We start from the raw sequence: 22,037 nt of genomic DNA, 5'->3' as shown, positions 1-22,037 counted from the left end.
AACCTGAAGGCATCATCGCACCACTAGACGGGACGATCACCGTTCGATGGCGCGATGACCCACCACGACACCGCGATCGGCGGTCCCGGCCAGCCGGCGGACGACGCCATCGACCTCCACGCCCTGATCACCGCCTTCCGCCGTCGTCTCGGTCTGTTCACCGCTGTCGCAGCCGTCGTCTGCCTGATCGTGCTGGCGCTGATGCTGGGCCAGCCGCCGGTCTATACCGCGACCGCCAGCCTCCAGATCAACACCCGCAAGGAACAGGTCGTGGCGGGACAGGCCGTGCTGTCGGCGCTCGACGCCGAGGCGGCCATCGTCGACACCGAGGTCGAGGTTCTGAAGTCACCCCAGCTCGCCGCACAGGTCGTGCAGACGCTGGGTCTGATCCGCGATCCCAAGTTCAACGCCCGCCTGCGATCCTCACTCCTCACCCACCACCTGTCGCGCGCCACGCCTGCGCCGAACGATGCTGAGATCGAGCGTCAACAGGTGATCGACGCCGTCAGGCGACGCCTGACCGTGCGCCGCGTCGGCCTGACCTATTCGATGGCGATCAGCTTCACCTCCGACGACCCGACCAAGGCGGCCCGCATCGCCAACGCCTTCGCCAGCGCCTATCTCCAGTCTCAACTCACCGCCAAGTTCGACGCCAACGCCCAGGCCAACACCTTCCTGGGCGCCCGGCTGGAAGACCTGCGCCGCCAGGTCGAGGCCGCCGACGCCGCCGTCTCCGCCTACCGGATCGATAACGGCCTGCTCAGCGCCCAGGGCGCCACCCTGACGGAGCAGGAGATCTCGGCCTACAACCAGCAACTCGCCCTGGCCCGCGCACAGCAGGCCGAGCAGGACGCCCGCCTGCGCACCGCCCGCGCCCAGATGGCGGCGGGCTCCAACGGCGACGATGTCGGCGAGGCCCTGTCCTCTCCCGTCGTCCAGAACCTTCGCGCTCAGCGCGCGGCGATCAGCACCCGCGTCGCGGACCTGTCGGTCCGTTACGGCCCACTGCACCCCGACATGATCCGCGCCCGTCAGGAGTTGTCCGACATCGACGCGCAAATCCAGGCCGAGATCCGCCGTGTCGTCTCGAACCTGGACGCCCAGGCTCAGGTCGCCCGCCAACGCGCCGCCTCGGTCCAGTCCAGCCTGGACGCCGCGCGCGGCGCCTTGGCCGACAACAACGTCGCCTCGGTGCGCCTGCGCGAACTGGAGGGCGAAGCCGAGGCCGCCCGCGCCATCTACCGCGCCTTCCTGGATCGCTATCGCGAGACCAGCGCCCAGACCGGCGTCGAACTGGCGGACGCCCGCATCGTCTCGCGCGCCACGCCTCCGACCGCACAAAGCGCGCCAAACCTGATGATCAGCCTCGCGCTTGCCCTGTTGCTGGGCACGGCGGCGGGAACCGGGGCTGTCATCATCGCCAACGCCATGCAGACCGGCCTCAGCGGCCCCGATGACATCGAGCGCAGGCTGGGCGTCGGCGCCGTCGGCGCCGTTCCCCTCGCCTCATCCGTGGCGGCGGCGGAGGATCAGACGCTGCATCCGATCGACCTCGTCGTCCAACGCCCGCTGTCGGTCTTCGCCGAGGCCTTCCGGGCGCTGCGCACTTCGATCACCCCCATCGTCAGCGTCGTGGGCGAGCCGTCCGCGCGCATCGTCGCCGTCACCTCCGCCCTGCCTGGCGAAGGCAAGACCACTACAGCCGTCTGTCTGGCCCGCGTCGCCGCGCGCTCCGGCGGACGCATTCTCTTGATCGACGGCGACCCGCGTCGGCGTGGCGTGACGCGAATGCTGGGGCTGAACCCCGACCATGGCCTGGCCGAGCTGCTGCATGGCGCGGCGGCCTGGCGAAACGTCCTGGTGCTGGACCCGGTCTCCGGCGCGCAGGTTCTGCCCCTGTCGGGATCAGGCCTGTCGGCCGACGACCTGTTCGGCGCCCCGCCGATGACCGCCCTGCTGGATGACCTGCGTCAGGCCTTCGACCTGATCGTTATCGACACTGCGCCCGTCCTGGTCCTCGCCGACGCCCGTATCCTGGCGGGCAAGGCCGACAGCGTCGTCCTGCTCACCCGCTGGCGAAAGACCCCAGCGCGCGCTGTCGCCGCCGCCTTGCGCATCCTGCATCAGGCCGGTGCGCGCCCCCTCGGCGTCACCCTGAGCCAAGTTGATGTCCGGGCCCAGTCGGGCCAAGGCTATGGCCACGCCGACTACGACTACCGCGCCTATCGAAAATACTACGCGGCCTGACGCCGGGCGTCAGCGCGGCCTTTCCCCTCGCCGGCTCGACACCTCGGTCGAGGCCCAACGGTCCCACATCTGGAAGTAGAGGCCATAGTTGCCGTTGAAACGTTTGTGGTGCGCGTCGTGGTGGGTGGCGGTGATCATCCAGCGCAAAGGGGCGCGTTTCAGCCAGGACGCTGGCCAGACTTCGCGGCCGGCGTGATTCAGCACGGCGGTTGCGGTCATCAAGGTCAGCAGCGCCAGAGCTACGCCCCAGTGAATAGGGATGAAGAGGGTCAGGACCGGCAGGAACCAGGCCGTGGCGATCGCCTCGGCCGGATCAAAGGCGAAGGAGGCGAAGGCGCTGGGATCGCGCGACCGGTGGTGTTCGGCGTGGGCCCAGGGGAAGATGCGCGGGTGGTGCAGCCCGCGGTGGACCCAATAGTAGAAGGCGTCGTGCGCCAGCATATAGACGATGAAGCTGGCGGGCAGCCACCACAGCGGCCAGGCATGGATATCGTCGTAGATCGCCGTCCCGCCGCGCTTCCAGAACTCGATGACGAGTGCGGCCGGCAAGGCGTAGATCGGGCAGGCGATCAGGGACGCGATGACTTCGGCGCGGATGCGTTTCGCCGCCGGCGGCCTGTGGTTCAGCTGACGCCCCCGTCCCGCTCCGCCCCACAGCAAGCCATGGGTCACAACGCCGACCAGCAGATAGCGCACGCCGATGATCAGGCTGAGCGCGAGGGTGGTGACGAACAGGTCCTTCAACATGGGCGCACAGACGGCGAAACGCCGCGCCGGGTCAAGTCGTGACGCGCAGGGCTGAAGGCGCCTATGATGCGGTCATGTCCTGGCCGACGATGATCCTGCTGTTCCTCGCTACCTTCCTGGGGATGGAGGTCTTCGCCTGGGCGATGCATCGCTATGTCATGCACGGCCTGCTGTGGACCTGGCACCGCAGCCATCACGAGCCGCACGACGACGTGCTGGAGAAGAACGACCTGTTCGCCGTGGTGTTCGCCGCCCCGGCCATCGTCTTCGTCGCCTTGGGCCTGCACGTCTGGCCCTGGGCACTGCCGATCGGCCTGGGTGTCACAGCCTATGGACTGATCTATTTCTTCTTTCACGACGGGCTGGTGCATCGCCGTTTCCCGACGGGGATCGCGGGGCGCTCGGGGTTTTGGACGCGCCGCATTCAGGCGCATAGGCTGCATCATGCGGTGCGGACGCGCGAGGGCTGCGTGTCGTTCGGCTTCCTATGGGTGCGGTCGGCGCGCTCGCTGAAGGCCGAACTGTCTCAGAAACGCGGCTCATCCAGCAACGGAGCCTGAGCCAGGGCGGCGAGGTCCGCCGATCCGGTGCAGAAACAGGCCAGTCGCAGCTGGGCCGCCATCAGGTCCAGATGATCCACCACCGCCTCGGTCGAGGTCAGCGCCGCCTCGAGCACGCCCGCCGCCTGACCGACTAGGCAAGCGCCTAGCCGGATCGCGCGCGCTGCATCCAGCCCGTCGCGGATGCCGCCCGACCCGATCAGATCCAGTTCCGGCGCGCCCTCGGCGCAGTCTAGCAGGCTGCGCGCCGTCGGTACGCCCCAGCCGGCGAAGGGTGCGGCCAGCGCCTCGGCCCGACCGCCCGTGGCTCGCGCGCCCTCGATCAGGCCCCAGTTGGTGCCCCCCGCTCCGGCCACGTCCAGCGCGGCGACGCCCATGTCCGCCAAGCGGCGCGCCACCGCGCCCGACAGGCCGGCGCCGGTCTCCTTGACGATCAGACGACCCGGGAAAGCCGCCGCGACCTGTTCGATGCCTTGCGCCACGCCGCGCCAGTCTCGATCGCCCTCGGGCTGAATGCCTTCCTGCAATGGATTGAGATGAAGGATCAGGGCGTCGGCGCCGATCATCTCCATGGCCCGCCGCGCCTCGTCGACGCCATAGCCCAGGGCAAACTGCACGGCGCCCAGGTTGGCTAAAATCATCGCATCGGGGGCGCGGCGTCGCAGATCCAGTCCCAAACCCACACCACCTTCCGTCTCCAGCGCCACACGCTGTGAGCCGACAGCCAGAACGACGCCCAGGGCCTGGGCCGCCTCGGCCAACCGCGTATTGATCGCCTCGGCCCGCGACGGCCCGCCGGTCATCGAACTGATCAGGAACGGCAAGGCGACCCGTCGCCCCAAAAAGCGCGTGGCCAGATTGATCGCGTCGTGATCGATATCCGGCAGGGCGTCGTGAACGAAACAAACGGCGTCAAGACCCGATGTCGTCTGGCTGACGCCTCGCCCGGCCCGCACGTGGTCGATGTGTTCGTCCTTGCGCCGGATCAAGGCATCGGCGTCGGTGGACATCGCAAACGGCTCCTGGCGGGTTGCATCCGACGCGGTCGTGATGCCGTATGGCATCATAAGGGTTCGGCGCGTGGTCGCAACGCGACGCTGGCGACTATGGGAGATCTGTATGGCGATCGTCGGCATCCTGCGCCAACCGCCCCTGGCGGACGCATCCTGCGCGCCCGACGATCTGCGTCTGCAGGTTCAGGCGCGTCTGGCCGAGGTGGCACCGGCGCACGACGGCCTGCTGTCCACGGCGTCCCGCGAGGCCTTGCTGGGAAAGGGAAAACGCGTCCGGCCGGTGCTGGCCATGCTGGCGGCGGCGCATGTCGGCGGCGATCCGGAAGACGCCTTGGACTATGGCTGCGCGCTTGAAATGGTCCATGCCGCGTCGCTGGTTCTGGACGACCTGCCGTGCATGGACGACGCCTCGCTGCGTCGGGGCCAGCCGACCCTGCACCGTCGCCACGGCGAGGATACGGCGGTTCTGGCGGCCGTGGCCCTGTTGAACCAAGCCACGCGTCTGGTGCTGCGGACCCCGGCGCCGGCGGAAGCGCGTCTGACGGCCCTGGACCTTTTGACGCAGGCGATCGGCTTCGAGGGTCTGTCCGAGGGTCAGATGCGCGATCTCCGAGACGACGCAAGGGATCGCGACGAAACCGCCCTGCGCCAGATCAACGATCTGAAAACCGGCGCCTTGTTTGTCGCCACCGTGCGCGGCGGCGGCCTGCTCGGCGGCGGCGATGCGCAGGATCTCGCGCGGCTTTCGAACTTCGGCGAGGCGGTCGGCTTCGCCTTCCAGCTTTGCGACGATCTGCTGGATGCCTGTTCGACCGTCGACGCCGTCGGCAAGGACGTGGGTCAGGACGACGACACCACCACCTTCGTCGATCTGTGGGGGGAATGCCGGGCGCGTGCGGCGGTGCGGCAGTCGCTGGCCAAGGCGGTCGAGGCGGTCGGCCACGACAGCCCCCTGGCCCTCTATGTCCTGGACCTTTTCCAGCAGGCCGAACTTGGGGTCTGACAACGCGCCGGCCCTGTCGATGAGCGGGATCGAAGCGGGCTACGACGACCGACCCGTGCTGCGTGACTTCAGCCTGAGCATCGCTGCGGGCGAGGTCTATGCCCTGCTCGGGGCGAATGGTGCGGGCAAGTCCACGGCGGCGCGTGTCGCCTCGGGTCTGCTGCCCACGCGGCGCGGGCGTGTCGTCCTGGGCGAAGGCGGCGGACCACGCGGCCGCATCGGGCTGGCGCCGCAGGACAGCGCCCTGTTCCCGGCCCTGTCGCCGCGCGAGAACGTCGATGTGACGGCGCGGCTATGCGGCGTGCCCAAGCGTGACCGCGGCGCGGCGGTGAACCGCGCGCTCGACCTGACCGGCTGCGGCCCGCGCGCGGACCAGCCGGTGCGCACCCTGTCCGGCGGCTGGAAGCGGCGCGCTAACCTCAGCGCCGCCCTGGTCGGACAACCGCACCTGCTGATCGCTGACGAACCGACGGAAGGGGTGGATGCGACGACCCGCGGCGTCCTGTCGGTCGCCCTGCGCGAAACCGTAAAGGCGGGCGCCGGCTGCCTGCTGATCAGCCATGACGCCATCTTCGTCGCCGATACGGCCGACCGGATCGGCGTCCTGGCGCAGGGGCGACTTCTGGCGGAAGGCGCGCCAAACGCCTTGCTGCATCGCGCCTTCGGTTCAGCCCGGCTGCTCAGCATTCGCCTGACCCGACCGGCGTCTGACCCCGCCGCCCAATGGTTCGCCCAGGCGGGGCTGACCGCGTCTGAAGACGGGCTGGAGTGGCGGCGGCTCTGCGAGGACGCGCTGGCCATCGCCCAGATGCTGGCCGCCGTCGTCGATGGCGAGGATGGCGAGGTCGCCGTGCGCCGCCCCGGCCTGGACGATCTGGTCGCACAGCTGTCGCAGGCTCCATCATGATGGCGGTGGCAGGCGCCTGGGCGAGAGGGTTTTGGCGCGACCGCGCAGGCGTGATCCTGACCCTGTTGCTGCCGCCCCTGGTGTATCTGCTGTTCGCGGCGATCTTCGGCGCGGGTGCACGGGGCGACATCGACACCACCGTGGTTCTGCACGACACGGCGCGCACGCCCGCGACAGCGGCGATCCGCGAGGCGGTGTCGATGGACATGGGCGCGCGCCTTCGCATCGTCGACGATCGCGAGGCCTTCGACCGCGCCGTCATCGACGGTCGCGCCGACGCGGGCATACTGATCCGTCCCTCGACGCAGGGACCGCCGAAGCTGGTGATCGTTTCCGCCGCCGGCCGGGACGTGGCGGCGTCGGCGCTTCAGGCGCGGCTGGAGCCGATGGCCGCCGCCTTGTCGGGTCAGGTCGCACGACCCGCGCCGCGCGTTCAGACCCTGCAGATCGGGCCTCAGGGTGATGTGCAGGCGACCTATTATGCGGGCGCGGTCAGCGTCATGTTCGTCTTCTTCGCCGCCATGCACGGGGCCATGGGCGGGCTGGACGAGCGACGATCCGGCCTCCAATCCCGCCTGGCCCTGGCGCGCGGCGGCCTTGCGCCCATCCTTGCCGGACGGGCCGCCTGGCTGACGGCGGTGGGCGTGATGCAGTCGGCGGCTGTGTTCGTCGCCGCCTGGGTCAAGCTGCCCGCCCTGGAGCCCTGGCAGACGGCGGCGGCGGCGGTCACCGCGTTAGCGGTCGGTTTCTGCGCCGCCGGCCTGGCCCTGGCCCTGACGGCGGCGTGTCGATCGCGCGAACAGGCCCAGCCGTTGACGACCTTCGTGGTCCTGCTTCTGGCCGCTCTGGGCGGATCGATGGCGCCGCGCTTTCTGATGCCCGAAGCCTTCCGCGACCTTGGCTGGATCACGCCCCACGCCTGGGCCATCGAGGCCTATCAGGCCGTGATCTGGCGGGGCGAGTTCACCTCGACCGTCATCGCCGCCTGGGCGGTCATGGCCGGTCTGGGCGCAGGGGGCCTTGCGGTCGCCCTGACGTTGGAGAGGCGGCGCGCCGCCCGCTGATCGTCAGACGTGGGTCCACAAGGCCGGGCGCGGCGGCGGCTCTCGCCAGGCGTCCAGCGTCTTGCACCACAGGGCGATCAGACCACCCCGCCCCAGCAGCATCAGCTTGCCCGCCTTGTCGACGGACGTCCGCCCGTCCCAGGCGCTCACCCCGGCGCGCGACACATGGCGGCCGATAGACCGATAGACGCCGCGCGCCGTGGCGATGGCCCAGGCCGAGCGCGGGTTCAGATCGCGCAAACCCCAGCGCGCCGAGGCGTAGAAGGGCTCGGCCGCCGCCACCAGACGCTGCGCCGTTTTGGCCACGGCGGCGCGGTGCTGGGGCTGATCGACCTGATCGCGCGGCACGCCCGCCTCATCCAGCCAGGCGCCGGGCAGATATACCCGCCCCCCCTTCGCATCCTCGACCACGTCGCGGGCGATGTTCGTCAGCTGGAACGCCAGCCCCAGGTCTTGGGCGCGTCGCAGGGTCGGCGCATCGTCCACCCCCATGATCCGCGCCATCATCACCCCGACGACGCCGGCGACGTGATAGGCATAGTCCAGCGTGTCCTCCAGCGTGTCGTAGCGCCGGCCGACCACATCCATCTCGAACCCGTGCAACAGGTCCATCGCCTCGTCAGCAGGAATGCCATGACGCATGGCCACGCGCTGGAAGGCGGTGAAGACCGGGTCCGTCTGCGGCTCTCCGGCCAGGGCGGCGGCGGTGCGCAGGCGCAGTTCGTCCAGCTTCTCGCCGGCCAGCACCGGATCAATGCCGACCGCGCCGTGGCCCAACACCTGTCCGTCGATCTCGTCGTCACAGTGCCGGCACCAGGAATACAGCATCCAGGCGTCGTCGCGGATCGCCGCCGGGAACAGGCGCGCGGCGGCGGCGAAGCTCTTGGACCCCTGCTCCATCGACTGGCGGCTGTGATCCAGGACGGCGTCGGTCATGCCGGCTGCCTCGCGTCCTCGATCATCAGGGCGGCGGTGGCCTTGGCCGATCCGACCACGCCCGGCACGCCGGCGCCGGGGTGGGTGCCGGCGCCCACGAAATACAGGTTCGGGATCTGGTCGTCGCGGTTATGCACCCGGAACCAGGCGCTCTGAGTCAGGATCGGCTCCAGCGAGAAGGCCGAACCCTGGTGAGCGTTCAGCTGGTCGCGGAAATCGACCGGCGTGAATATGCGGCAGGTATCCAGATCGGCCGTCAGGCCGGGGATGTAGCGTTCTTCCAGATAAGCCAGGATCCGGTCGCGATAGCGCGGCCCCTCGACCTCCCAGTCGATGTCGGCCGAGGCCAGGTGCGGCACGGGCGCCAGCACATAGAAGGCGTCGCAGCCTTCCGGGGCCAATGACGGATCTGTCCGCGTCGGCGCATGCAGATACAGCGAGAAATCGTCGGGCAGATCCGGCCCCTTGAAGATTTCGGCGATCAGCTCGCGATAGCGCGGCCCGAACAGCACCGTGTGGTGGCGCACCTCCGGGTGGACGCGTTTCAGGCCGAAATAGATGACGAACAGCGACATGGAGTGACGCCGCGACGCCAGCTTGGCGCCCTCCTTCTGACCGCGCGGTTCCTGACCCAGCAGGCGCTGATAGGTGTGAACGACGTCGGCGTTGGAGGCGACCATGTCGAAGGCCAGCGTCTCGCCATTTACGACCACGCCGGTCGCGCGACCGTTCGCCATGGTGATGCGCTCGACCGGACTGTTCAGTCGAACCTCACCGCCCAGATCCTTGAGCAGACGCACCATGGCTTGGATCAGGGCTCCGGTGCCGCCACGGGGGAACCAGACGCCCCAGCGCCGCTCCAACGCATGGATCAAGGCATAAATTGACGAGGTCGCGAACGGATTGCCGCCGACCAGCAGGGAGTGGAAGCTAAACGCCTGACGCAGGTGCTCGTCCTGAATATAGCTGGCGACCTTGTCATAGACCGATCGCCAGGCCTGAAGCCGCACCAGCTCCGGCGCCGCCTTGACCATGCTGGCGAAGTCCAGGAACGGTACCGCCCCCAGCTTCAGATAGCCTTCCTTCAGCAGGTCCTGCGAATAGGCGAGGAACTTGCGATAGCCTTCCTTGTCGGCCGGATTGCGCGCCACGATCTGGCGGTCCAGCTCATCCTGATCGTTGACGTAGTCGAAGACGTCGCCGTCTTCCCAGCACAGCCGATAGAAGGGCGCGACCGGCAGCAGTTCGACATAGTCCGACAGCTTGCGGCCGCTGGCCTCGAACAGCTCCTCCAGCGCCGAAGGGTCGGTGATGACGGTGGGACCGGCGTCGAAGGTGTAGCCCTTGTCCTTGAACACATAGGCCCGGCCGCCCTCCAGGTCGCGGGCCTCGAACACCGTGGTCTGTATGCCCGCCGACTGCAGCCGTATGGCCAGCGACAAGCCTCCGAAGCCCGATCCGATGACTGCAGCCCGCATCACGCACGTCCTTTTTCGACCAGACAGGTCAGTGCGGCGCCGATCGGCACCGGGGGTTTTCCGCTCAGGATCCGCGCCTTGTCGGCGAGGGTCGATCCTGCGGCGTAGAAGCGTTCGATCAAAGGCTGGGGCAGACGATAGAACCGCTCCAGCACCTTGTATCGTTCATCGGGCCGCGCCGCACGGAATAGCATCCGGTTCAGCAACCGATAGAAACTTCGTCCGGCCCATACGTCATGCGCATAGCGGCGGATGGCTTCGGCGACCGTCGCCGGCTCGAAATCCTGCGCCATTCGGTCGGCCAGGCGCACGGCGTCCGGCAGGGAATAGCCGGTGGTTGGATGAAACAGCCCGGCGCGCAAGCCGCTGAGCGCCGTCGGCCCCATCCGCGACAAATGCGCGCCGATGGCCCCATCGAGCGCCACGGGCAGGACGCCGTCCTCTTCGCGCAAGACCGTCTCGATCTCCCAGCCCTGCGCGTGGGCGTAATCCAATACGCCTTGCCGGAACGCCCCGCGATCCAGCGCATCGCCGTCGGTGTAGCGCGTATCCTCGATCAGCAGCGTGCGATCATCGAACGGCAGAGTGTAGAGAAACCGGTAGCCCCCGGCCTGATCGACGCAGGCGTCCATGACGATGGGCGTGGTCAGACCGTGCGGCGCCGCCAGCCGAACCTCCAGCCCGACGAATTTCTGGAAACCCAGCGCCAGATCCGGCGTCGCGGTCGGCCCGCGCCCATCGATCACCGCCTTGGCGCTCAGACGCCGCCCATCAGCCAGCACCGCTTCGGTCGGCGACACAGAGGCGACCGGCGCACCCAGCATGATCTTTCCAGGCAAGGCCGCCTGGACCACCGCCGCGAACCGTTCGGCCGTGACGCTGCAATAGGGGGTCGACAGCGCGCGTTCGAACTGGGGAAAACGGACGCCGTATCCCGGCCAGCGATGCACGACTAAGGGCGCGATCCAGTCGCGCTGCGCCTGCGTCAGGTCGCTGTCGAAGAAAGACCAGGTGTGGACCCCGCCCAGGGTGTGCGCCGCCTCGACGATTCGCACGTCCAGATCAGGACGGACGCGCGACAGCCGCAGCGCCAGCAAGCCATTGGCCAAGCCGCCGCCAACCAGCAAAAGGTCCGGCGCGGAAGTGTCAGAGGCGTCGACCTGCATTCCTGACAGGTGGCACGCGACGACGCATGCGGCAAGCGAACAGGATGCTTAGCGGAACCCGATGCGCTAAGTGTCGCGCCATGTCCGCCGTCACGCCAATGTCACGGGTCGTCCCGAACCAGGCCCTGATCGGCCTGACCCTGGCCGGCCTGATCGCGGCGACCTGGCTGAGCCTGCATGTCTACGGCGTCTATTTTCATCGCTGGACGATCTGGAGCGTCCTGACCGTTCCGGTGATCGTCGCCGTCCAGACCTGGCTGTCCGTCGGCCTCTTCATCGTCGCCCACGACGCCATGCACGGTTCGCTGGCGCCGGGACGCCCACGGCTGAATACGGCGATCGGCAGCCTGGCGCTGGCCCTCTACGCCGGTTTTCGGTTCGCGCCGTTGAAGACAGCACACCACGCCCATCACGCGGCGCCCGGCACGGCGGACGATCCCGACTTTCACGCCGACGCCCCGCGCGCCTTCCTGCGTTGGTTCTACGGTTTTTTCCGCACCTATTTCGGCTGGCGTGAGCTGGCCGTTCTGACGGTGCTGGTGGCCGTTGTAGTGCTGATCCTAGGCGCCCGAATGCCCAATCTTCTGGTCTTCTGGGCCGCGCCCGCCCTGCTTTCGGCGCTGCAGTTGTTCACCTTCGGCACCTGGCTGCCCCACAGGCATACGGGCGACGCGTTTCCCGACCACCACAACGCCCGCACCAGCCCCTTCGGCGCGGTCCTGTCGTTGCTGACCTGCTTCCACTTCGGCCGTCACCACGAACACCACCTTACCCCCTGGAAGCCTTGGTGGCGTCTCTTCAGCTAGGTGCGTCAGCTCAGCCGTCGCGCCATTCGCTGAGCATCTGGCCGTCTGCGTCTTCGAAGGCGACGCGGTCGAGTTGCACCGCGCCGATGCAGACCGGCCGTTGATCGGCTGCGGCGGCGCGGCAGTGGATGGCGCGGCCGTCGGCGAAGGCGGTCATGCGGCCTTCCAGAACGAGACGATAACCGTTCATGGACGGCGCAGGCGGTTGGCCGTCCTCGCCGCGCAGCGTGAACTCATAGGCCCGTCCGTTGCGGCGGCCGGTCCGCGCGCCGGTCGCCTTGAACACGGCGGCCAGCCCCACCGTCTGGGGCGAGGGCTGGTCTGACGTCGAAGCGGCGGACGCCGTCGCGGGGCAGTCCTCTGTGCGCAGCCAAGGCCTGGCCAGCCAGAACCCTTCGGCCGCCTCCAGGCTGCTGTCGTTCATTCCGATCAGACCGGCCTCAAGCCAATCCGTCGGCGCCAGACTGACCCGCAGGCTTTGGCGTTCTTTCGCCCAGGTCAGGGTCGCCAGTCCTTTCGTCGCAGTCTCAGCGGCGTCGCTGGGTGCGCCGCAGCCAAAGGCCTGCCGCACGACGAAACGTCGACCGGCCAGAGTCGCGCCGCCAACCTCGCGCCCGGCGGCGAAGGCCGAGGCGGCGATGTCCATGGCCTGAAGCAGACCGGCGCGGTCCAGGACGGGCGCGGGCGCGACCGTCACGACCGGCAGCGTTTCGGGTTTTGGGGCCGGAGCCGTCGTGGGCTGGGGCTCACGCTGGCAGGCGCCGAGCACAAGCAGGGACGCCGCAAGCGCGACGATCGAGGGACAAGGCGACGCAATCGGTTCGGGCATGGAACCACCCTAACACGCGAACCGCTGATGAGGATGCGACCACCCGAAAAAGGTTGACGCGAGCGATGGGGGACGGTCTGCACAGCATCATGACTTTCGACCAGATCGCCGCGCTCGCCGTGCTTGTCGCCGTCGTGGGCGTCCTCATCCACGGCAAAGTACGCGCCGATGTCGTGGCGCTGACGGGCGCCGCCGTCCTTCTGTTGCTGGGCGTGGTGCGGCCGGTCGAGGTGCAGGGCGCCTTCGCCAGCCCGGCCGTCATCGCTCTGGCCGGCCTGTTCGTCATCGCCTACGCGATCGAACTGTCCGGCCTTCTGGGCTGGCTGATCCGACAGGCGACGCAGCTTTCCGCCCGCATCGGCGCCCGAGGCATCTGGATCGTCATCGGCCTGTGCGGGTCGGTCGGCGGCTTTCTGAACAACACGCCGGTCGTGGTTCTGGCCGCGCCCGTGATCCGGGATGTGGCCCAGTCGCTGCGCCTGTCGCCCAAGCGGTTCCTGATGCCGCTCAGCCACGTCACGGTCATGGGCGGTCTGCTGACCCTGATCGGGACATCCACCAACCTGCTCGTCAACGACATGGCCCGCAACGCCGGCCAGCCGGTCTTCGGCCTGTTCGAGATCACGCCCGTGGGTCTGGTCCTCGCGCTCGTCGGCGGCCTGTGGCTTTATTTCGTGGGCGCGCGCCAGTTGGGCCGGTCCGTCGCCATGGATGAGGCCGAAGCCGCGCGCCTGGCGGAAATGGAGGAGGCGCGTCGCCGCGCCGAGGCCGAAGCCATCACCGGTCGCAAACGCCTGCTGCCGTTCGGCCTGCCGCGCCTGGGCGGTTCGCGAAACCAGGCCGATGGATCGGGCGATGCGCATCTCGGGGACGTCGAGCTGTATGGCGCCGCCGATCGTCCGCTGCGGCTCAGGCCGGCGGCGATCTCGCTCGGCGTCTTCGTTCTGGTGATCCTGTCGGCGGCGCTGGGGTGGGCGCCGATCGCCGCCTCGGCCTTCGCCGGAGCGGTCGGGCTGATCCTGCTGCGCGTGATCACGCCCGAAGAGGCCTATGCCGGGCTGCGCCCCGAAATCCTGCTGCTGATCGCGGGCATGGTGGTGGTGGGCACCGCCATCGAGGTGACGGGTCTGGCGTCCGCCGGTGCGGATCGGCTGATCGGCGTGATCCGCCCCCTGGGGCCGCTGGGCGCCCTGATCGTGCTTTACGGCGTGACGCTGTTCGCCACCGAACTGCTGTCCAACGCCACGGTCGCGGTGCTGATCACCCCCATCGCCGTAGCCTTGGCCGAAAGCCTGGGCGTGGATCCCCGCCCCTTTTTGGTGTGCGTCATGATGGCCGCCTCGGCCGCCTTCGCCACCCCGTTCGGCTATCAGACCAATGTGCTGGTCTTCAACATGGGCGGCTACAGCTACATGGACTTCGTCCGGGTCGGCCTGCCTCTGAACCTCGTGACCTGGATCGCCGCCATGGTCGCGATTCCGATCTTCTTCCCGTTCTGAAGATATCGTCGTCGGAGTGGTGCGGGCGGCCGGGATCGAACCGGCAAGGACTTTCGTCCGGCAGATTTTAAGTCTGCTGCGTCTACCAGTTTCGCCACGCCCGCAGCCCGGTCTGGCCCGGTTCGGCTCCTATAGACGGAACCGGTCCGGGTCTCCAAGTCGTCAGCGTGCCGGGGTCGCCGGCGTGGTCGCGGGCTTCATCGCCCGGAAGTCCACGTCGGAATCGGCGATCAGCCACAGCAGGCCGGCCCAGGCGGCGACGTTCTGGCTCAGTTGGGCCGGATCGATCTTGTCGAGCGTGTCGTTGGCGGTGTGGTGCAGGTCGAAATAGCGGGTCCCGTCCTGGGCCAGGCCGAAGAAGGGCACGCCCAGCGGACCCATCGGTCCGACATCGACGCCGCCCTCAGTCTCGACGCGATCCGAGGCCAGAACGCCGATCGGATAGAGGACGCGGGTCGCGGCCTTCTGGAAGTCCGAGCCTTGCGCGCCGGCGGGCAGGCGCAGGGCATAAACGCGGTCGGCGCCGAAATCGCTCTCGCCGGCGATGATGTGCTTGTCCAGCGCCGCGCCCTGGCCACGCGCATAGACGCCGCCGCCGTTGCCGGTCTGGGCGGTCGGCTGGGCCACCTCTTCCGACCCATAGAAGATGACGCGCAGGGTGCGGGCCGGACGGCGGCCGCTGTCGGCGATGGCCTTGGCGGCGGCGACCGTGATCGCCCCCCCTGCCCCGTCGTCGATGGCGCCGGTGCCCAGGTCCCAGCTGTCCATGTGCGAGCCCAGGACGATGATCTCTTCCGGTCGGGTCGCGCCCGGCAGATCGCCGATCACGTTCTGGCTAGTGGTGCGATAGGTGCGGGCGGTCGAGGTCAGACGCATGCGCACCGGCTGCCCCAGGGCGACCAGGCGGCTGACTTGGTCCGCGTCGGGCGCGGCCAGGGCGAAGGCGGGGATGGTCGGCTTGCCGTCGACATAGCGGGTCGTGCCGGTGTGGGGCATCCGGTCCTCGTCAGAGCCCACCGAGCGCATGACGAAGGCCGCCGCGCCCTTGGCCGCCGCCACGCCGGGGCCGGCGCCGCGCACGCGGGTCTGAGGACCATAGCCGGAGCCGTCCTGCATCGGGTGCATCTGGCCCAGGTCAACATAGACGATCTTGCCGCGGACGGCGGCCTCGGGCGCCGCCTGCAGGTCTTCGAAGGTGGAGAAGCGCACGACCTCCGCCTCGACGCCGCCCCTCGGCGTGGCCGGCGAGTGGCCCAGGGCGGCGGCGACCAGGGCTTGGGCGTTGTCGCCGACGATGGCGGCCGAGCTTTCGCCCCGCTCCCAGCCGACCAGCGGGAACTCTTCAATCCGGACGTTCTGGAAGCCGTTGGCGCGCAGATAGTCGGCGGCCCAGGCGGCGGCCTGCTGTTCGGATCGCGAACCCGCCGGGCGCGCGCCGAACCGCGTCGTCAGCTGGGTGACATAGTCCATGGCGATGTTCGAGCGCATCGCGGCGTCGCGCACCACGATCGCCTGCTGCACCGTCGCCGCATCCTGAGCTTGGGCCACAGGCGCGAAGGCGACGTGACCCAGGGCGACGGCGCTGGCGGTCAGCAGACGGATGGACATAAGCAGGCTCCGGACTCAGATGAGAGCCGGACCCTAGGTAGGTTCAGTCGTTCTGGAAATAGGGTTCGACCGGACCCTGCAGTTTCACGGTCAGGGCCTTGCCCTTGCGATCCACGCGGTTGCCGAGCGCCAGACGCACCCAGCCTTCGGACACGCAATATTCCTCGACATTGGTCTTCTCTTCGCCCTTGAAGCGAATGCCGACGCCGCGTTGCAGGACCTCGGCGTCGTGATGCGGGCTAGACGGGTCGACCGAGAGGCGGTCGGGGGGCGTGTCGGACATGGCGTTGGTCGGGCTCAAATCTCGGAAAGGCGCGGTGATAGACGCGCAGGCGCGCCCTGCCAATCCGAAACCGGGCTCAGGCGCTTACGGCAAAAGATGATAGTGCTGGGCGACGGCGGCCATCATCACCGTTCCGACCGCCGGAACGGCGAGTATGATGGCCCGGCGCATGCGGTGCGCGACGTAAAGCAATTCGCCGATCATGGCGCGGATCCTCGATGCAGTCGCTCTCTGACGGAGCGTTCGAAGATCATTGGTCGGACAGGGCATCTTGTCGAGATGACACGCCCGACAAGGGATCACAAATATCGTTACTGCACCGTTTGACGCGGCTGGGCGTTGGCGGCGTTCGAAGGCTGATAGGGCTGCGGGTCGGTCGCGGCCGGCGCAGCGGCGGGCGTGGCGGTCGGGCGACGCGCCGGGGTCGCGGCCGGGCGAGCCGCCGGTCGCGCAGCGGGACGGTTGGCGGCCGGGCGCGGTGTCGGACGGGTCGTCGGGGCGGCGGCGGGCTGAGCCGTCGGTGTCGCGGGCGGGGTCGTGGCGGCGGGCGCAGCAGCGGCGGGGGTTGCGGCCGGAGGCGTCGCAGCCTCGGCGGCGGCGGCGCGGGCGGCCATCTGTTGGGCCTGGAAGCGGGCGGCGAGCTTTTCGGTCAGCTCCTTGGCTTGCGGCGCGCTCATCTGGGCCATGATGGCGGCCAGGGTGCGCGGGCGCATGGCGGCCGCGACCGGCAGACGCACCCGGTCCTCCAGCGCGGCCATGACCGGGGCGGCCTCCTTGGGACGCATGGCGGAATAGACCTGAACCAGACGATCGATCTCGGCCTTCTCACGCTCGTCCACCTGGCCCAGCATCTGCTTCATCTCGGCCTTCAAGGCTTCCAGCGCCTTGACCTTGGCGTCCAGCTTCTGCTCGGCAGCGACCATCAGCGGCAGGGTGGTGGCGAAGTCCTGATCCCGCGCATCAAGCGCCGCGCGGCGCTGCGACAACGACTGGATGATCTTCAGCTCGGCCGGCGAAATCCCGGCCTGCTGGGCCAGCTGTTCGGGAGACAGGGCGGAACAGGTTCCGGGCAGAGCCGGCTTGGGCGGGGCGCCGGCCGCAGCGGGAACCGCCTCCTCGGCCCAGGCCTTGGCCCCGTCAAACAGGCCAGGCGCGACGCCGACGGCGCGCACGGCGACGACCCCGCCGATGGCGATGGCGATCAGGGGCAGGATGCGAGGAAGGCGGGCCATGGAATGGGGTTCCGAACTCAGGCGGCGAACAGGTCGTCGTCGAGATTACGACGCGCGGCGTTGAGGCTTTGTTTGGCGGAATGGTTAGCGGAGCGTCCGGCGGTCAGGGCCTGAACGATGGCGGCGACATTGTCGCGCCCCGCGGGCGCAGCCGCTTCATTACGACGGTTCGAAGAGGGAGCGGCCAGTCCCTGGATGCGTTGCGCCAGGGCGGCCATGCGCTCAGCCCGCTCCTCGTCTTCGGTCGCGGCCGGCGCCGGAGCCAGAGCGGCCGGGGTCGCGCGACGGGCAGGTTCGTCCTCGACGATCCGCACGGGCGCCATGGTCGGCGCGCGGGCGATCAGGGTCTCCAGTTGTGACTTGACCTCTCGCGCCTTGATGATCCGGTCGTGCAGCAGATCCGTTTCCTGACCCGAGGCGCGAAGGGTGGCCAGGGCGTTTTCGGCGCGGCCGGCGGCGGCGTTCAGTTCGGTGACGGCCTGGGCGAAGGCCAGCTGTCCGGCGCGCAGGGCGGCCAGCTTCCGTTCGAGCTTGATGCCGTAACCGACCGCCGCGATCAGCAACACCATCAGCACGCCGTCCATGATCATTCCGGCCATCAGACGTTCACTCCCAGGCGGGCGGCGACTTCCGGATTGACCGGCCCTTCGACGCGTATGGCGATGTGCTGGCCCTTGCGACCCATGCGGCCGGTGGTCAGCGGGATGGAGCCGGCGCGGATCGAAACCTCGGAGTCTGGCGTGGCGTTCAGCATCATCGTGTCGCCGACCTTGAGGTTCAGCACGCTGGACAGGGGCATCTGCTGTTCGTCCAGGACCGCGCGGACTTCGGTCTCGGTCGTCCAGATCTCGGTGGCCAGGTGGCCTTCCCAGATGTTGTCGCGGCCGAACTTCTCGCCCATGAACTGCTGCAGCAGCATCTTGCGGATCGGCTCCAGCGTCGCATAGGGCAGCAGCAGCTCGATACGGCCGCCGCGATCCTCCATGTCGATCCGCAGCTTGATCAGGATGGCGGCGTTGGCGGGACGCGCGATGGCGGCGAAGCGCGGGTTGGTCTCCAGCCGGTCCAAGTTGAAGTGGACCGGCGTCAGCGGCTCGAACGCCTGGCGCGCGTCGTTCAGCACGACCTCGACCATCCGCTGCACCAGCACCCGCTCGATGGTGGTGTAGGGCCGGCCTTCGATGCGCAGCGCCGCCGTGCCGCGACGACCGCCCAGCAGGACATCCACGATCGAATAGATCAGGTTGGAATCGACCGTCAGCAGACCGTAGTTGTCCAGCTCCTCGGCGCGAAACACCGCCAGGATGGCCGGCAGCGGGATCGAATTCAGATAGTCGCCGAACCGGATCGACGAGATGTTGTCCAGGCTGACTTCGACGTTGTCGGAGGTGAAGTTGCGAAGGCTGGTCGTCATCAACCGCACCAGGCGGTCGAACACGATTTCCAGCATCGGCAGACGCTCGTAGCTGACGAGCGCGGAGTTGATGATGGCGCGGATGCCCGAGCGTTCGGACCCGTCGTCGTCGCCCAGATCGAAGCCCAGCAGGCTGTCGATCTCGTCCTGGTTCAGGACGCGCTCGGCCATAGCGTCGCCAGGATCGCCAAGACCGCCGAACGGATCGAGTTGCGCCGCGTCGGTCATGCCTATTGCACCAGCATTTCTTCGATCAGCACGGCGTCGGCCTTGCCCGGGGCGGCGATCAGATTGACGCGGCGCAGGATCTCGGCGCGCAGCTGATAGGTGCCGGCCGAGCCGCTGAGGTCCTCGGGGCGCAGTTCGCGCACGAAGCCGGTGAACATGTCCTGCAGGCGCGGCATCTCTTCCTGCAGGTGGGTCGCGACCTCGGCGTCGTGCATCTCCAGCGTCAGCTTCAGCTTCAGGTAGGTCGGACGGCCGTCGGGCGACTGAATGTTCATGACCATGTCGGGCAAGGTGTAGAAGGTGACGCCATCCGGCCCTTCAGAAATGACGCCCAGCGCAGGATCGGCCTCGCCTTCCTTGCCGCCGCCGTGACCGCCGCCTTCCTTCTTCTCTTCCTTTTTTTCGGCCTTATCAGCCTTCTCTTCCCCGTGGCCGGCTTCGGCCTCGGCGCCGTGCGCTTCGGCGGGCTTGGGCTTCAGCATGAAGAAGGCGGCCGCCCCCCCGCCGCCCAGCACCAGCAAGGCGACCGGCGCGATGATGAACAGCAGCGGGATTTTCTTTTTCTTGGGCGCGGCGGCGTCGCCATCGGCGGCGTCGCCCTCGGTCACGGCCGGCAGGTTGGCGTCGGCGTCGGCCGCAGGCGCACCCTTCTTCTTGCCGAACTTGAACATGCGCGCGCCCCGGAGACTCTCTCATGACGAGGATCGTCCGGTTTGGTTAACGCGACGTTTACAATGGGCAGGATTTGCCGGGTCGGAAACGACCCGATCCCGCTCAAACCCGCATTGCGCCTGAATTAACCCTGTTGGCACGGCCGTTGCGAGAGGCTGAGACGAAGGAGCACGCCTCTCGTGGAAAACGCCGCCTATATCGGACTGTCACGCCAGATGACGCTGCGTCGCGAACTGGACATCGTGGCCAACAACGTCGCCAACGCCAACACCACCGGCTTCAAGGTCGAGCAGCTGATGCTTAGCGCCGAGATCGGGCAGCGGGCGCGCAACGACTCGATCCGCCCGTCGGCCAGCTTCGTGCTGGACAATGGCGTCGGTCGCGACTTCGGCCAGGGCTCCATGCAGCAGACCGGCCGCTCGCTGGACTTCGCCATTTCCGGCGAGGGCGCCTTCTTCACCGTGCGTGATGGCGCCAACGGCGAGGCCTACACCCGCGACGGCGCCTTCACCCTGGACCCGGAAGGGCGTCTGACCACCAAACAGGGCCAGGCCGTCCTTGGCGGCGGCGCGGAGATCGTGCTGGACCCCGCGCTCGGCGCGCCCAGCGTCGGCGCCGACGGCACCATCACCCAGAATGGACAGGTCACTGGCCGACTGTCGGTCGTGCGTTTCGATACGCTGGGCGTGCTCGAAAAGGGCGGCGACAGCCTCTACCGCAATAAGTCCAACGCCCAGCCGATCGAGGCCGCCGACGCCCAGGTTCATCAGGGCTCGCTGGAGTCCTCCAACGTCAATCCGTTGATCGAAATCACCAATCTCGTCGAGATCAGCCGCGCCTACGAGAGCATTTCCAAGCTGATCGAAAACACCACAGACCTGAGCCGTCGCGCCGTCGAGCGCCTCGGCAAGGCCGCTTAAGGGAGAGCCGGAACATGCGCGCTCTGAGAACCGCAGCCTCGGGCATGGCCGCCCAGCAGCTGAACGTGGAGGTGATCTCCAACAACATCGCCAACATGAACACGGTGGGCTTCAAGAAGCAGCGCGCCGAGTTCCAGGACCTGCTCTATCAGAACGTCGAACGTATGGGGGCCCAGTCCTCAGCCTCCGGCACCGTGGTTCCGACCGGCATCCAGATCGGGGCGGGCGTCAAGGCGGGGGCCGTCTATCGCGTCACCGAACAGGGCACGCCGCAGATCACCGGCAACCCCTATGACATGGCCATCGACGGCAAGGGCTATTTCCAGATCAGCCTGCCCTCAGGCGAAAAGGCCTACACCCGCGCCGGCAATCTGCAGGTCAATCCGGAAGGCCAGATGGTGACCGACGACGGCTATCTGCTGGAGCCGGCGATCACCATCCCGCAGGACGCGACCAAGGTGTCGATCTCCAAGACGGGTTTGGTTCAGGTGACCCAGGCGGGGCAGCCCGCGCCAACCACCGTTGGTCAGATCGAACTGGCCAGCTTCTTCAACGAAGCCGGTCTGGAAGCCATTGGCGACAACCTGCTGCTGGAAACCGCCGCGTCCGGGCCGGCGATCGTCGGGACGCCCGGCGATGCAGGTTACGGCCAGATCATGCAGGCCTACACCGAGGCGTCGAACGTGGACGCGGTGGCTGAAATCAGCGCCCTGATCGTCGCGCAACGCGCCTATGAGATGAACTCCAAGGTCATCAGCACCGCCGACCAGATGCTGTCCGTCGCCTCGCAAGTGAAGGGCTAGGGCCGTGACCATGATCCGTTCCCTCTTGCTCGCCGCCGCCGTCAGCGCCTTCGCCGGCGCCGCCCTCGCAAATCCGGTCGTGCTGCGCGCAAACCCCGTGGACGACGACGGCCGCGTCACCCTGGGCGACATCTTCGAAGGCGCGGGCGCTGCGGCCAATGTCGCCGTCGCCGAGCGCGTCGGTCCTTCTGTCGTGCTGGACGCCGGTCAGCTTCAGGCCCAGGCGCGTCAGGCGGGCCTGGACTGGAGCAATCCGAACGGTCTGCGCCGCGTCGCCGTGCGGCGTTCGGCCGGACCCGTTCAGACCGTGGCCGAGGCCGCGCCAATGGACGCCGTCCAGGCTGCCCAACCTATCGCCCGCGCCGCCTATCGCCCCGGAGCCGCGCCGCAGGTCATCGCCCGCAACGATATGGTGCGCGTCACCTATCAGGTCGGCGGCGTGAACCTGGCCGTCATGGGCAAGGCCATGCGCAGCGCAGGTCTGGGCGAGCCGGTCGCCATCATGAACACAGCCTCCAACCGCGTCATCGACGCGGTCGCCTCCGGTCCCGGCCAGGCCATCGCCGGCCCCGGCGCCGACATGGCCCGCGCCAATCCCCAACAGTTCGCCGCCCGCTAGGGA

22 protein-coding genes and 1 tRNA gene are annotated in these 22,037 nt (G+C 68.4%); 10 read left to right on the top strand and 13 right to left on the bottom strand.

Annotated features, from left to right (window positions below):
• The first annotated feature begins 54 nt into the window (after positions 1-54).
• A complete protein-coding gene (locus LG306_RS07135; RefSeq protein WP_404419330.1) occupies positions 55-2,247 on the top strand; it encodes a GumC family protein in 2,193 nt (730 codons plus the stop codon).
• Positions 2,248-2,256: 9 nt separating this feature from the next.
• Here the strand turns inward: LG306_RS07135 and LG306_RS07130 are convergent, their stop codons facing one another.
• The gene (locus LG306_RS07130) at positions 2,257-2,994 is read right to left on the bottom strand and encodes a sterol desaturase family protein (protein WP_404419328.1); all 738 of its coding nucleotides are present in this window, start codon (positions 2,992-2,994) and stop codon (positions 2,257-2,259) included.
• 74 nt (positions 2,995-3,068) lie between these two features.
• On the opposite strand from LG306_RS07130, the gene LG306_RS07125 reads away from it, so the two are divergent.
• On the top strand, positions 3,069-3,554 hold the full coding sequence (locus LG306_RS07125; protein ID WP_404419326.1) for a sterol desaturase family protein: 486 nt from the start codon (positions 3,069-3,071) through the stop codon (positions 3,552-3,554).
• On the opposite strand, the gene fni is transcribed toward LG306_RS07125, so the two are convergent.
• On the bottom strand, positions 3,521-4,564 hold the full coding sequence (fni, locus tag LG306_RS07120; protein ID WP_404419324.1) for a type 2 isopentenyl-diphosphate Delta-isomerase: 1,044 nt from the start codon (positions 4,562-4,564) through the stop codon (positions 3,521-3,523). The genes LG306_RS07125 and fni overlap by 34 nt on opposite strands.
• Before the next feature lie 109 nt (positions 4,565-4,673).
• On the opposite strand from fni, the gene LG306_RS07115 reads away from it, so the two are divergent.
• The 3 genes from LG306_RS07115 to LG306_RS07105 are packed head-to-tail and all read left to right on the top strand — an operon-like array spanning position 4,674 to position 7,541.
• Positions 4,674-5,570 (top strand): polyprenyl synthetase family protein, encoded by an 897-nt coding sequence (locus LG306_RS07115; protein ID WP_404419322.1) that lies wholly within the window; start codon positions 4,674-4,676, stop codon positions 5,568-5,570.
• Positions 5,560-6,477: an ABC transporter ATP-binding protein gene (locus tag LG306_RS07110; protein ID WP_404419320.1), complete on the top strand. Its 918-nt coding sequence runs from the start codon at positions 5,560-5,562 to the stop codon at positions 6,475-6,477. Before LG306_RS07115 ends, LG306_RS07110 begins: the two co-directional genes overlap by 11 nt.
• The gene (locus tag LG306_RS07105) at positions 6,474-7,541 is read left to right on the top strand and encodes an ABC transporter permease (protein ID WP_404419318.1); all 1,068 of its coding nucleotides are present in this window, start codon (positions 6,474-6,476) and stop codon (positions 7,539-7,541) included. The genes LG306_RS07110 and LG306_RS07105 overlap by 4 nt, the downstream gene beginning before the upstream one ends.
• 3 nt (positions 7,542-7,544) lie before the next feature.
• Here the strand turns inward: LG306_RS07105 and LG306_RS07100 are convergent, their stop codons facing one another.
• Genes LG306_RS07100 through crtY form a run of 3 tightly spaced genes read right to left on the bottom strand, consistent with a single transcriptional unit; the run spans position 7,545 to position 11,064 of the window.
• Positions 7,545-8,477, bottom strand: coding sequence for a phytoene/squalene synthase family protein (locus tag LG306_RS07100; RefSeq protein WP_404419316.1), 933 nt, complete (start codon positions 8,475-8,477; stop codon positions 7,545-7,547).
• Positions 8,474-9,955, bottom strand: a complete 1,482-nt coding sequence (locus LG306_RS07095) for a phytoene desaturase (RefSeq protein WP_404419314.1) — start codon at positions 9,953-9,955, stop codon at positions 8,474-8,476. Before LG306_RS07095 ends, LG306_RS07100 begins: the two co-directional genes overlap by 4 nt.
• Entirely contained in the window at positions 9,955-11,064 is a 1,110-nt protein-coding gene (gene crtY, locus LG306_RS07090; RefSeq protein WP_404419312.1) for a lycopene beta-cyclase CrtY, read from the bottom strand. Before crtY ends, LG306_RS07095 begins: the two co-directional genes overlap by 1 nt.
• A gap of 137 nt (positions 11,065-11,201) precedes the next feature.
• Here crtY and LG306_RS07085 point away from each other — a divergent pair, with 137 nt between their 5' ends.
• On the top strand, positions 11,202-11,927 hold the full coding sequence (locus tag LG306_RS07085; protein WP_404419310.1) for a fatty acid desaturase: 726 nt from the start codon (positions 11,202-11,204) through the stop codon (positions 11,925-11,927).
• A 10-nt stretch (positions 11,928-11,937) separates the two neighbouring features.
• On the opposite strand, the gene LG306_RS07080 is transcribed toward LG306_RS07085, so the two are convergent.
• Positions 11,938-12,756, bottom strand: a complete 819-nt coding sequence (locus LG306_RS07080) for a hypothetical protein (protein ID WP_404419308.1) — start codon at positions 12,754-12,756, stop codon at positions 11,938-11,940.
• A gap of 89 nt (positions 12,757-12,845) precedes the next feature.
• Here LG306_RS07080 and LG306_RS07075 point away from each other — a divergent pair, with 89 nt between their 5' ends.
• On the top strand, positions 12,846-14,255 hold the full coding sequence (locus LG306_RS07075) for an SLC13 family permease (protein ID WP_404419670.1): 1,410 nt from the start codon (positions 12,846-12,848) through the stop codon (positions 14,253-14,255).
• Positions 14,256-14,272: 17 nt separating this feature from the next.
• On the opposite strand, the gene LG306_RS07070 is transcribed toward LG306_RS07075, so the two are convergent.
• From LG306_RS07070 to LG306_RS07040, 7 genes are all read right to left on the bottom strand, one after another.
• Positions 14,273-14,359: transfer RNA gene (locus tag LG306_RS07070), tRNA-Leu, on the bottom strand.
• 58 nt (positions 14,360-14,417) lie between these two features.
• The gene (locus LG306_RS07065) at positions 14,418-15,863 is read right to left on the bottom strand and encodes a M20/M25/M40 family metallo-hydrolase (protein ID WP_404419306.1); all 1,446 of its coding nucleotides are present in this window, start codon (positions 15,861-15,863) and stop codon (positions 14,418-14,420) included.
• Between the two features lie 43 nt (positions 15,864-15,906).
• The gene (locus LG306_RS07060; RefSeq protein ID WP_045810378.1) at positions 15,907-16,146 is read right to left on the bottom strand and encodes a DUF3297 family protein; all 240 of its coding nucleotides are present in this window, start codon (positions 16,144-16,146) and stop codon (positions 15,907-15,909) included.
• Between the two features lie 311 nt (positions 16,147-16,457).
• Positions 16,458-17,378, bottom strand: coding sequence for a MotE family protein (locus LG306_RS07055; RefSeq protein WP_404419304.1), 921 nt, complete (start codon positions 17,376-17,378; stop codon positions 16,458-16,460).
• A gap of 17 nt (positions 17,379-17,395) precedes the next feature.
• Positions 17,396-17,977 (bottom strand): DUF6468 domain-containing protein, encoded by a 582-nt coding sequence (locus LG306_RS07050; RefSeq protein WP_404419302.1) that lies wholly within the window; start codon positions 17,975-17,977, stop codon positions 17,396-17,398.
• Entirely contained in the window at positions 17,977-19,020 is a 1,044-nt protein-coding gene (gene fliM, locus LG306_RS07045) for a flagellar motor switch protein FliM (protein WP_404419300.1), read from the bottom strand. Before fliM ends, LG306_RS07050 begins: the two co-directional genes overlap by 1 nt.
• Before the next feature lie 2 nt (positions 19,021-19,022).
• A complete protein-coding gene (locus LG306_RS07040) occupies positions 19,023-19,691 on the bottom strand; it encodes a flagellar basal body-associated FliL family protein (RefSeq protein ID WP_404419298.1) in 669 nt (222 codons plus the stop codon).
• 180 nt (positions 19,692-19,871) lie between these two features.
• Between LG306_RS07040 and flgF the strand changes: the two genes are divergently transcribed.
• Genes flgF through LG306_RS07025 form a run of 3 tightly spaced genes read left to right on the top strand, consistent with a single transcriptional unit; the run spans position 19,872 to position 22,034 of the window.
• Complete coding sequence (flgF, locus tag LG306_RS07035) at positions 19,872-20,612, top strand: flagellar basal-body rod protein FlgF (protein ID WP_165115747.1); 741 nt, start codon at positions 19,872-19,874, stop codon at positions 20,610-20,612.
• Positions 20,613-20,626: 14 nt separating this feature from the next.
• On the top strand, positions 20,627-21,415 hold the full coding sequence (flgG, locus tag LG306_RS07030; protein ID WP_112862478.1) for a flagellar basal-body rod protein FlgG: 789 nt from the start codon (positions 20,627-20,629) through the stop codon (positions 21,413-21,415).
• Between the two features lie 10 nt (positions 21,416-21,425).
• Entirely contained in the window at positions 21,426-22,034 is a 609-nt protein-coding gene (locus tag LG306_RS07025) for a flagella basal body P-ring formation protein FlgA (protein ID WP_404419295.1), read from the top strand.
• Positions 22,035-22,037: the final 3 nt, after the last annotated feature.

The organism is Brevundimonas vesicularis, assembly GCF_044807075.1.
Classification (GTDB): Bacteria; Pseudomonadota; Alphaproteobacteria; order Caulobacterales; family Caulobacteraceae; genus Brevundimonas; species Brevundimonas vesicularis_G.
This window is presented reverse-complemented; position numbering and strand designations above follow the sequence as displayed.

What these genes read in the sequence shown, in the direction of transcription:
- LG306_RS07135 (WP_404419330.1), top strand. Translation starts at nt 55, where the DNA reads ATGACCCACCACGACACCGCGATCGGCGGTCCCGGCCAGCCGGCGGAC.
- LG306_RS07130 (WP_404419328.1), bottom strand. Translation starts at nt 2,994, where the DNA reads ATGTTGAAGGACCTGTTCGTCACCACCCTCGCGCTCAGCCTGATCATC.
- LG306_RS07125 (WP_404419326.1), top strand. Translation starts at nt 3,069, where the DNA reads ATGTCCTGGCCGACGATGATCCTGCTGTTCCTCGCTACCTTCCTGGGG.
- fni (WP_404419324.1), bottom strand. Translation starts at nt 4,564, where the DNA reads ATGTCCACCGACGCCGATGCCTTGATCCGGCGCAAGGACGAACACATC.
- LG306_RS07115 (WP_404419322.1), top strand. Translation starts at nt 4,674, where the DNA reads ATGGCGATCGTCGGCATCCTGCGCCAACCGCCCCTGGCGGACGCATCC.
- LG306_RS07105 (WP_404419318.1), top strand. Translation starts at nt 6,474, where the DNA reads ATGATGGCGGTGGCAGGCGCCTGGGCGAGAGGGTTTTGGCGCGACCGC.
- LG306_RS07100 (WP_404419316.1), bottom strand. Translation starts at nt 8,477, where the DNA reads ATGACCGACGCCGTCCTGGATCACAGCCGCCAGTCGATGGAGCAGGGG.
- LG306_RS07095 (WP_404419314.1), bottom strand. Translation starts at nt 9,955, where the DNA reads ATGCGGGCTGCAGTCATCGGATCGGGCTTCGGAGGCTTGTCGCTGGCC.
- LG306_RS07085 (WP_404419310.1), top strand. Translation starts at nt 11,202, where the DNA reads ATGTCCGCCGTCACGCCAATGTCACGGGTCGTCCCGAACCAGGCCCTG.
- LG306_RS07080 (WP_404419308.1), bottom strand. Translation starts at nt 12,756, where the DNA reads ATGCCCGAACCGATTGCGTCGCCTTGTCCCTCGATCGTCGCGCTTGCG.
- LG306_RS07075 (WP_404419670.1), top strand. Translation starts at nt 12,846, where the DNA reads ATGACTTTCGACCAGATCGCCGCGCTCGCCGTGCTTGTCGCCGTCGTG.
- LG306_RS07065 (WP_404419306.1), bottom strand. Translation starts at nt 15,863, where the DNA reads ATGTCCATCCGTCTGCTGACCGCCAGCGCCGTCGCCCTGGGTCACGTC.
- LG306_RS07060 (WP_045810378.1), bottom strand. Translation starts at nt 16,146, where the DNA reads ATGTCCGACACGCCCCCCGACCGCCTCTCGGTCGACCCGTCTAGCCCG.
- LG306_RS07055 (WP_404419304.1), bottom strand. Translation starts at nt 17,378, where the DNA reads ATGGCCCGCCTTCCTCGCATCCTGCCCCTGATCGCCATCGCCATCGGC.
- LG306_RS07050 (WP_404419302.1), bottom strand. Translation starts at nt 17,977, where the DNA reads ATGGCCGGAATGATCATGGACGGCGTGCTGATGGTGTTGCTGATCGCG.
- fliM (WP_404419300.1), bottom strand. Translation starts at nt 19,020, where the DNA reads ATGACCGACGCGGCGCAACTCGATCCGTTCGGCGGTCTTGGCGATCCT.
- LG306_RS07040 (WP_404419298.1), bottom strand. Translation starts at nt 19,691, where the DNA reads ATGTTCAAGTTCGGCAAGAAGAAGGGTGCGCCTGCGGCCGACGCCGAC.
- flgG (WP_112862478.1), top strand. Translation starts at nt 20,627, where the DNA reads ATGCGCGCTCTGAGAACCGCAGCCTCGGGCATGGCCGCCCAGCAGCTG.
- LG306_RS07025 (WP_404419295.1), top strand. Translation starts at nt 21,426, where the DNA reads ATGATCCGTTCCCTCTTGCTCGCCGCCGCCGTCAGCGCCTTCGCCGGC.